Genomic DNA, 9,931 nt, shown 5'->3' on the forward strand with positions numbered 1-9,931 from the left:
CTAGACGATCGATTCCATGAAAGTTGCCATAAGCGTCGGATTCACTGGTTTTCCTGCCTGGCGGCTGCTTTAGCCGCTTCCCGGCGTGTGGCGACGCTGCGTCAAGCCAACTGATCCCACGCCCAAAGGGTGGCCAAAGCACCGCTCACCTTATCTTCTCTATCCCACAGATTGCAAATAGTTACGAATAATGGTTTCAGTCGGTCCAAATTGACGGATTTCGCCACGGTCGAGCCACAGCGCCTTTTCGCAGAATCGCTGCGCCAGCGCTGCGTCGTGAGTAGCGAGGACGAAGATCTTGGAACGCTGGACGAGTTCATTCATCCGCATCTCCGCCTTCTTTACAAAAGTCGCATCTCCGACGCCGAAAACCTCGTCAATTACGAGAATATCCGGATCGATCGCTGTCGAAATGGCGAAAGCGAGCCGCAGGCGCATCCCCGATGAATAGGCGCCGACATGCAGATGCATGTATTCGCCGAGCTGAGCGAATGCGGCGATCTCTGCGCGTTTCTCAGGGATCTGTTCCGGTAGAACACCTTGGAGTAGCAGACAAAACTCAACATTGTCGTAACCTGAGACGTCGTCACGCATGCCGAGCCCGGCAGTTAGAAGCGCGCCTACGCGCCCCTCTATGACAACTGAGCCGGAAACGGGTGGATAAATGCCCGCCATTACACGGAGCAGCGTCGACTTACCCGCTCCATTCGCGCCGATCAGGGCGACTCGGTCGCCACGCTGCAGAGTTAGGCTAACTCGCCGAAGTCCCTGGAGAACAGGGCGTTGCCAATGATCTGCGCCAAAACGCGAACGACCGCCATAGAACGATAGCAGCCGCTTGAGCGATCGCTGATCGGCCTGCAGCAGCGGAAAATCGACATCGACGTCTCGCAGCTCGATTCGGCTCATGGTCTTCCTAAAGCCAATAAATCAACCGTTTATGGTAGCGGGTGTAAAATATGATCGCGAGGCAAAATCCAACAAAAGTAAGCACGGCGACGTACAAATAAGTTATGGGCGACGGCGCACTTCCAAGTAGCGGGTCGCGGACGATGGTGATTAGGCCACTTAAGGGATTAATATCGGCGATCCACCGGCGCGCCCCCAGACTCGAAGGGAACCAAAATACCGGCGTGACAAACAATCCCACCGTCAGAACATTGGCGATAATCGGCTGAAAGTCGCGAAAACGCGTACCCAGAACCCCAAGTAGCGGGACGACCCACAGAGCTTGGATCAGCAGCAAGAATAACCCGAAAGTTGCAAGCGGCAATAAGCGAACGGATGGATTCCCGAGAATCACGACGACGACGAAGGCTACGAGAAAATAGTGAAGAAACACAAGCACGTTTCGCCACACGACCCGCAGCACGTAAATGAAAAGCTTGCCGCGCACATTGCGTATATATGGCTCTGCTTCGACAAATACGCCCACGCCTTCGCTGCAGACGGCGGATATGTAGCCCCAACAGGCAACACCGATCGCAACGAATGGGACATAAGTCGCGAGTGGCATGTTAAACAGCGAACTGTAGACGAGGCTTAACGCGGAAATGAAAATGATCGCCGTGAACATTAACCACAGCGGCCCGATCCACGAGCGTCTGTAACGCGATAGCAGATCATGCCATCCAAATTTGCTCCACAGCCGCCAATCCCCGGCATCTTTCGCGAAATCCGTGAGCGTTACCATGACTCTCTGCAAGAAATTGCGCTTCGCCGAATCCCGCTGGAAGTCGCGCGACCTTAACGCGTACAACCTTATTCCAAGAATCTGGTTAAACCGCGCCCGGTTCCCTCGACTGCCGCTCTCGGCGACTGCGCTTTTCAACGTATCATCATGCATTCTTCTTCAAAAGCCTCGTTGCTGCACGGTGCGCTCGGAGTCGTCGGCCAATATCGGAGCCATTCCCATGATCCGCTGTGCCAGCGATTTCCTTGGAGCGGATCGCTGCGGCTTTTAGACTCCCGCAATCCCCGCGTCGGCAGCGGTCGCTTCGCCGCTGCGAGCGGCTGTACCATCAATGTTGCGTCGGCCACAACTTCCGCCAGCGGCTCCGCGCATCTAGTCTTGCTCGCTCCTTGGTGCTCTCGCGTTAGCCAGCCTTAATCCCACCTGGAAACCCACGTTCATCGTTGGAGCATTCACCATTCCCCTCGCAACTGAGCATATCTCCCGTCAAATCATGCACGCCGTCTCAGACCAACCTTTCGCAGCGCATTAACGGCCGATTCTCGCGCCCGCCAGAACGGGCTGTTGCGCATGGCCGTTATCGCCTGCAACGCTTGTTGGAGTTGGGGGGCAGCAGCCTGACAGCTCTGCTGGAAGCTGCGCAATTCGGTCCAGGCTGAGATTGGCACAGAGATCTCTCCAGCCTCAATCCGGCCGTAGGTCTCGACGAAGGCTGCAGCCATGTCCCGCGCCATTTTGGCGAAGCTAAACAGCGTCGCCCGCTTAAGCCCTCGGGCAATGAGATCGTTTCGAAGGGCCGGTTCGTGGAGGCTCAAAATCGCACGGGTCAGGTCTTTCGGATCACTCTCGTCAACGAAGAGGGCGGCGTCTCCTACGACTTCTGGTAACGAAGAGTTGTTACAAACGATCGGGGGCGTTCCGCAAGCCATGCTTTCCAGCGGCGGCATGCCGAAGCCCTCGTACTTCGACGGATAGAGCAGCGCATGGGCGCCAGCGTAGGCAGCACAAAGTTGCTCGTCGTCAAGTTCAAGGTTTCGCACCTCAAGCTTGGGCGCGAGGTCGCGCAATTCCGGCTCAACGTCCGGGCGCCCTCCAACACAGACGAGGATAAGCGACTTGTCCTGGGGCAGGTCGGCTAATGCGCGAAAGGCAAGGGTGCCGTTTTTGTAGCCGCCGTACCCCACCCGCTCCCCCACCATCAGAACATAGTCTTGATCCTGCAAACGGTGGGCAGCTCGGAACGCATTCACCTGTTCAGAATCCGGGGGCGCGAAGACGGGAGCTACGCCACTTTTGGTGACAAATGTACGTCCACGCGGGAGGTTCGGATACAGCCGTTCCAAATCTTCGGCGGAATTGCGTGATATCATTGAGTGTCCGGCTGCATGAAGGATGGCGCGCCGCTTCTCGTTCCAGGGCTCGTCGACGAGTGGAAAGCCGAGCACCTCCGGAATCATATCATAGCCAGAAAAAAACGATGGCGTCGTGGTAGGTGTCGAATAGTACGTTGAAATAAACAGGTCCGCGCCGAGCTGGCGGCAGACGCGCTCCAGGTAGAGGCTGTCACGACCGGTCTGCGCATAGTCGTGCTTGGCAATCGTGTAACTGTGAACGCCGGGGAATTGCGGTGCCGTTCCGGCGCGATCAAGGAGGATCATGTTGTCGATGAAGTCCGATTTGATCCATTCGCGAAATAGATTTTCCCACACTCGGCCGATGCCGGACGATAGATACTGCCAGAACAAGCCGTCAACAACGATTAGCGGTCGGTTCACAGCAGACCGGTTCTGCACATTTCGCAGGGGCCTAACATCCTCAGAAGTCCAGTGATCCGTCCCCGAATCGAACATAGCGATCGGGTCGATAGTGTAATGCACGTCGTAGTCGAACATAGTGGTCCTATTGAGACACAACTAGCGAGCCGCTGAAATCCATTCGGCCCAGCCTCGGGGTTCGTGGTCGATGCATCTGTCGTATTGCTTCTCGCCGGGGGAGTCGCGCTCTTCGTGATGGCTTGGTCTCCGCGATTCGCTCGATCCGTCCTTAGCCGTATTGCTCTTCATTGCGGCCCAGCCTTCCGCGGCCTGTTTAGGTGGAGCGTTCCGTCAAACGGCTTAAGCCGCTGATTTCCTTAAGTGTCAACTCAACTCACAACGCTACCTTGACGGAGAATGTCTAGCCGGGTAGCCGAGTACCTTACACGCTTGGCTCACGCGCCAAGTTGTTTCGTCAAATCTAGCGGGCGTAGTGGTGAGCTCAAAACAGCTTTTTTGTCCAGTTGCTTGAAGCTTGCAGGCTGGCTAGGTGTCTTGGTGGTCGCCGCTTCTTCGACCAACCAGTTTCCACCTTACCGAAAATGCTCTAACGCTGCTCGGGAGAGAGTAGCGGCTTGACTGTCCAGAGGTCTGACTGGAGGAGGATATCCACCACTTCGAAGGAGGGTTTATAAACGTGCCTAATTGGACCAAGAACGAAAAACGGGAAACTCTGATGTACGCACCGTCCATTTCGCGAAGAACTGCGCTCATTACGGGAATTACCGGGCAGGACGGGGCTTATCTCGCCGAATTCCTTCTCGCCAAGGGCTATATGGTGCATGGGCTACGGCGGCGCTCCTCTTCTTTTAACTCAGCACGCATCGAGCACCTCTACCGGGATCCGCACGAACCCAATCTGCGCTTCCTCACCCATTACGGTGACCTCACGGATTCGACGAATCTAATCCGCATCATTCAGGAAATCCGGCCCGACGAAATCTACAATCTCGCTGCGCAGACTCACGTCAAGGTCTCGTTCGAAACCCCGGAATACAGCGCCAACGCCGACGGCATCGGCGCGCTGAGGCTGCTTGAGGCACTGAGGATACTGGGGCTCGAGAAAACGACGCGATTTTATCAGGCCTCAACTTCAGAGCTCTATGGGCTCGCGCAGGAGACGCCGCAGCGCGAAACGACGCCGTTCTATCCGCGCAGCCCGTATGCGGCCGCGAAGCTTTACGCGTATTGGATTACCGTGAATTATCGTGAGGCCTACGGAATGCATGCTTCCAATGGCATTCTGTTCAACCACGAGAGCCCAATCCGGGGTGAGACCTTCGTAACGCGAAAGATCACGCGCGCGGTCGCCGCTATCGAGCTCGGCTTCCAGGAGAAGCTATTTCTTGGCAATCTCGACGCTAAGCGCGATTGGGGACACGCCCGTGACTACGTTGAAGGCATGTGGGCCATCCTTCAGCAGAATGAGCCTGACGACTACGTGCTTGCTACCGGCAAAACGCACTCGGTGCGGTTCTTTGTCGAAAGGGCTTTCGCAGAAGTCGGTCGCGCGGTCGTCTGGCATGGAGCAGGTGTGAACGAGAAGGGGATTGACGCTGCGTCCGGCAAAGTGCTGGTCGAGGTCGATCCACGCTATTTCAGGCCGACAGAAGTCGATCACCTGCTGGGCGATCCGAGCAAGGCGCACCAGAAACTTGGGTGGCGTCATAGAACCTCGTTCGAGGAACTCGTTAAAGAGATGGTAGCCTGTGATCTCGCCGCGGTGAGACGCGAGAGTGCCCTTCGTGGCCCCGAACTGCTGCGGAATTTTCTCAATGGGGCCGACACCGCTGTTTGATCTGCGCGGAAGGCGCGTATTCGTCGCCGGCCATAGCGGTATGGTGGGGTCCGCTATCCTGCGCCGCCTTGTCACCGAAGACTGTGATATCATTACTGCACCGCGTGAGATTGTCGACCTCGCTCGCCAGCAGGCGACCGAAGACTTCTTTGCTGCGGTACGGCCCGATGTGGTGTTCCTAAGCGCTGCGCGTGTTGGCGGGATAGCAGCCAACAGCTCGCTGCCGGCCGATTTTATTTACGACAATCTCGTAATTGCGACCAATGTTATCAACGCGGCGCACAAAGCCGGCGTCGCGAAACTGCTCAATCTAGGATCCTCCTGCATCTATCCGAGGCTGGCCCCCCAGCCTATGACCGAAGACCTGCTCCTTACCGCCCCACTTGAGCCGACTAACGAGTGGTACGCCGTAGCCAAAATCGCGGCTATTAAGCTCTGCGACGCCTATCGCCGCCAGCATGGGTGCGATTTCATCTCGGTAATGCCGACGAATCTATATGGCCCCGGTGACAATCATCATCCCGAGTACAGCCACGTGCCGGCCGCCCTGATTCGCCGTTTCCACGAAGCCAAAGATGCCGCCGCCCCGGAGGTAGTTGTCTGGGGAACTGGCAGGCCCCGGCGCGAGTTCCTCTACGTCGACGATCTCGCCGATGCTTGTGTGTTCGTTATGCAGCGCTGGTCCGGTGAGGGCTTCCTCAATATTGGCACAGGCGAGGACCTGACCATCGCTGAGTTTGCGCGACTCGTTGCCGAGACAGTCGGCTATCATGGTCGAATCGTTTTCGATCTAACGCGTCCGGATGGTACACCACGCAAGCTGCTCGATATCTCGCGCATCGCCGCCCTCGGCTGGCGGGCTACAACCGTCCTTCGGGAGGGGCTGTCGGCAGCTTATGCGGATTTTCTCTCGCGGAGGAACCGAAGTGATTTTACCCTTTGAACTCCTCGCATATGTTTGCCGAGCTTGCGCCGGAAGCTGTTCCAAGCCGCAAAGTCGTGCAATACGCTTACGACCTTAACGACTCCTAGGAACAGCTTTATTGCTTGACCTTTTCCAGGGTCGGATACACTCATGGGTAAGCTTGAGACTTGAAATGCGGGTGTGCAGTTGTGCGAGCAAATGAACGGACGGCCCTGATTTTCGGCGTTTCTGGTCAGGACGGGGCCTATCTGGCCGATTTGTTGCTTCGAGAGGGATTCGAAGTGCACGGTACGTCTCGCGACAAGGAGGCCCAGAGTTTCAGAGGTTTACGCGCACTCGATATCATTGACAAAATTCATCTTCATTCGTCTGTGCTTGGCGATTTTCGTAGCGTGGTCACGACGCTCAAGACAGTTAAACCACGCTATATTTACAATCTTGCCGCTCAATCGTCGGTAGAGCTTTCCTTTAATCTTCCAGTGGAGACAATTGATAGCATTATGCATGGCACTATAAATGTGATGGAAGCCATGCGCTTCCTCGCGCTCGATGCGCGCTTTTACAACGCCTCTTCGAGCGAATGCTTCGGCAATACAATCGATGGGCCAGCCGATGAAACGACCGATTTTCGGCCTCGCAGCCCCTATGCAGTAGGTAAGGCGGCAGCCCACTGGGCCGTGGCGAATTACCGCGAGGCCTACGGGCTATTCGCCTGCTCCGGTATTCTTTTCAATCACGAATCCCCGCTGCGCCCAATCCGCTACGCCACGCAAAAGATTGTCCGTGGTGTCCTCGACATTGCTGAGGGCAAAACCGAGATTTTACAACTGGGGAATATCGATCTCTTCCGTGACTGGGGCTGGGCGCCAGAATATGTCGACGCCATGCAGCGCATGTTAGCCCAAGACGAGCCGTCAGATTTCGTCATCGCCACCGGTGAGACCCATAGTCTCAGGGATTTCGTTGCCGGTTGCTTTGCTGCTGTCGGAATCGACTGGCAAAATCATGTCAAAACAAGCGACCTTTATCGACGTCCAACGGACATCGAGTATAGTAGCGGAAGTCCACAAAAGGCGAAGCGTTTACTCGGCTGGGAAGCCACTATAAAGCTGCCGCAGCTGGTTCCGCTGCTAATCGCCGCAGAACAGGAGCGGCGTCGGCGAGCGTGAGTTGTGTAAGAGCATGCCAGCGAATGGCTCGGCTCATTGCTGAGCGGGCGATTCACAAACTGCGGCGCTTGTGGGCTGATACCTTGTGGGCTAAGAAAAGAGCGGCGATCCATCGCCGCGTGTCGGCACGTCGCCTGACGGCTGGCGGCATCTGCGCGATGAGGGGCGTCATGTTGAGCCCCGCAGATTGGCCACGAACGTCCTGGCATCATCTGCAACGGGGCTTCGCTTCTCCTCGGAATCCGTGGTCGAGGCATGCGGCAGCAATGCTGCACTTCGGCGGAAAAATTGCGCTCGCCAATGCGGCTCTGCGGTTCGGTGCGGGCGGACCCGCTCAAGGCCCTTGGCCATGTTCGGTCACCTTAGCAACCCACACCGATCAATTCGCCGAAACCTCCCTCGGCATGCTATTTATCGTCGTTACTGAATCAAATCTGTCCGCGCAGGTTGGAACCTGATTTGAGCAATATCGATCAACGCACGCCGGCGCTCGCAACAACTGGCGGCTTTGCCGCAGCTGCTTTTCCGGTTTTCGCCTTAGCGTTGGATGTGATCCTCCGCCGTGTGGCCGAATTAACGGGATACGCGCCGAACCCCGGTGCTTGCCTGGCGTTCGCGGTCGTTGCAGCCGCAATTTACGTCACCGTCTCAGCAGGTCAGCATCTGCGATGGAAGATTGGAGCCATCGCCCTGCTGATCACTGTCATTGCCATATTGGCGGCAATTGGATTTCGGCAATTCCCTGATCACGGCTTCGATGCACAGTCCTACCACCTTCCTTCCGTACTTCGACTCATGAATGGATGGAAGCCTATGGTTGAGGCCACCGATCTTACTTTGTCCAACTATTATCCGAGTGGGATGTGGACAATCCTGGCGGGATTTGACGCTATTTTCGGCTTTGAAAGCGGCCGGGCGCTCGGCCTGATACTTATGATTGCGGCGTTCAGTGCCCTGTGGACGGTGTTACTTCGGGCCGACATAACTGCGGTCCAACGAACCATAATTTGCGCATTGCTCGTCGGAAACCCTGTTGCGCTGTCCCAGTTTTTCACTTCTCTTGTCGATGGCGCATTATACCAAATGGTGCTTATTTTTATTTGCAGCCTAATCCTGATGCTAGAAAGACGAGATCTTTTTGTAGCCCTGTTGGCGACCGCAGCACTAATCCTTGTGATAAATACAAAATTGACAGGGCTTTTCTTCGCCGCAACGGCAATTGCAATATGGGCAGGAGTTATTATATTTAGATATACTCGTCGCGGGACACTGCCAAAATATTTGTGGTGGCAGATAAAGTGGCTTACCTTAGCAATTGTGTTGTCTGTGGGCTTTGTAGGCTGGCGGCCTTACGCGACAAACCTACTTGAATATCACCGTTTCGTCTATCCCCCGCCCGATGAACTGGGTTACAACCCAAGTACGGGAAATCAAATTCCACATAATCTTAGAACGTCGGGACGTATAGCCAAATTAGGCGCCCTTTTTTTTGCACGAACGAACATGCATGGCGGCCCGATCGAATTCAAGGTGCCAGGGACGTTCAATGGGAACGAGCTCCATATGGCGAGCGATACTCGCAATGGGGGTTTCGGTCCTTTCTTTGGAGTCGCAACTATTTTGGCGATCGCCGCATTGGCGCTGGCTGCGTTTCACTATCGGACGGTTAGTTTGCCAAACGACCCTTATTTTGTGGTCCTTCTTTTTTTAACAGCGCTCGGCACGGCGGCTACGGCTGTTTTCCCCGAGCCGTGGTGGGCACGTTTTGTGCCGTTTGCATGGTTGATGCCGCTTGGCGGCGTTTGGCTTGCCGAATTGTTGAGGCCAAGCCCATATATTCGGGCATGCATGACGTCAGTCGTCGTACTGTCTCTACTCAACATGCTTATTGCCGGGACCTCGGCTGTTCGCGATGGCATTCGCTATGCCGCTGATATCGACGATAAACTAGGTCGGATGGTCCGTGATCCGGACACAATTTATCTTTCGCGCGGAACATTATGGAATCCGACAATAAATGGTAGGCATGCAGCTGAAGATGTTTGGCGTCGACGATTGTCGGACCGAGGCAAGACCGCGGTGGAGATCGTGGCGCGTACTGACTGCAAAGCGATCGAATTCCTCACGGTCGATGTCGAACGATGCCTTCCCCTGGTTCCAAGTATCACGGAGTAGCGCGTCGCATCCGTGACTGCAGGCGGCGCGGAAAAAACACAATGACAGGGTCCAGAAAAACAGCCGGTCGCTCGGATTCCGGCCAAGCTAACTGACAGCTTTGTAGCTGTCGGGGCGGCTTGGCTTTGCAGATCGTCGCCTCCAAGCGCCAGCGCGACCTCCTATTCGATGTTAGGGAACCTTCTGTCATTGGGCGTCGAAGTCAACGTCTTATTTAGTCGCTCGTTAACAAGCCGGTTTGAGCGGTGATGGGGCGGCGAGCGCGCGGATGAGGGCGTGCAGGATCAGGCGCAAGAAAGCCTTGAGCCAGGCGAGGACGAGGCGGAAGTTGTAGCCGACGGCGGAGAGGACGACGTT

8 protein-coding genes are annotated in these 9,931 nt (G+C 55.9%); 4 read left to right on the plus strand and 4 right to left on the minus strand.

Annotation, left to right across the window (positions count from 1 at the left end):
* Window positions 1–159: 159 nt before the first annotated feature.
* The 4 genes from ACE4YL_RS03755 to ACE4YL_RS03770 form a co-directional block, all read right to left on the minus strand.
* Window positions 160–909 (minus strand): ABC transporter ATP-binding protein, encoded by a 750-nt coding sequence (locus ACE4YL_RS03755; RefSeq protein ID WP_461369253.1) that lies wholly within the window; start codon window positions 907–909, stop codon window positions 160–162.
* A 7-nt stretch (window positions 910–916) separates the two neighbouring features.
* Window positions 917–1,846 carry an ABC transporter permease gene (locus ACE4YL_RS03760; protein ID WP_461369254.1) on the minus strand — a complete coding sequence of 310 codons (930 nt, stop codon included), beginning with the start codon at window positions 1,844–1,846 and terminating at the stop codon, window positions 917–919.
* A 338-nt stretch (window positions 1,847–2,184) separates the two neighbouring features.
* Complete coding sequence (locus ACE4YL_RS03765; RefSeq protein WP_461369255.1) at window positions 2,185–3,585, minus strand: glycosyltransferase family 4 protein; 1,401 nt, start codon at window positions 3,583–3,585, stop codon at window positions 2,185–2,187.
* Window positions 3,586–3,902: 317 nt separating this feature from the next.
* Window positions 3,903–4,028, minus strand: a complete 126-nt coding sequence (locus ACE4YL_RS03770) for a hypothetical protein (protein ID WP_461369256.1) — start codon at window positions 4,026–4,028, stop codon at window positions 3,903–3,905.
* A gap of 155 nt (window positions 4,029–4,183) precedes the next feature.
* On the opposite strand from ACE4YL_RS03770, the gene gmd reads away from it, so the two are divergent.
* From gmd to ACE4YL_RS03790, 4 genes are all read left to right on the plus strand, one after another.
* A complete protein-coding gene (gmd, locus tag ACE4YL_RS03775; protein ID WP_461369260.1) occupies window positions 4,184–5,305 on the plus strand; it encodes a GDP-mannose 4,6-dehydratase in 1,122 nt (373 codons plus the stop codon).
* Complete coding sequence (locus tag ACE4YL_RS03780; protein WP_461369257.1) at window positions 5,283–6,248, plus strand: GDP-L-fucose synthase family protein; 966 nt, start codon at window positions 5,283–5,285, stop codon at window positions 6,246–6,248. The genes gmd and ACE4YL_RS03780 overlap by 23 nt, the downstream gene beginning before the upstream one ends.
* Before the next feature lie 170 nt (window positions 6,249–6,418).
* Window positions 6,419–7,399 carry a GDP-mannose 4,6-dehydratase gene (locus tag ACE4YL_RS03785; RefSeq protein WP_461369258.1) on the plus strand — a complete coding sequence of 327 codons (981 nt, stop codon included), beginning with the start codon at window positions 6,419–6,421 and terminating at the stop codon, window positions 7,397–7,399.
* Between the two features lie 459 nt (window positions 7,400–7,858).
* The gene (locus ACE4YL_RS03790) at window positions 7,859–9,574 is read left to right on the plus strand and encodes a hypothetical protein (RefSeq protein WP_461369259.1); all 1,716 of its coding nucleotides are present in this window, start codon (window positions 7,859–7,861) and stop codon (window positions 9,572–9,574) included.
* Window positions 9,575–9,931: the final 357 nt, after the last annotated feature.

The sequence above is a fragment of the Candidatus Darwinibacter acetoxidans genome (assembly GCF_041936445.1).
In the GTDB taxonomy this organism is placed as follows: Bacteria; Bacillota; Limnochordia; order Darwinibacteriales; family Darwinibacteriaceae; genus DTU010.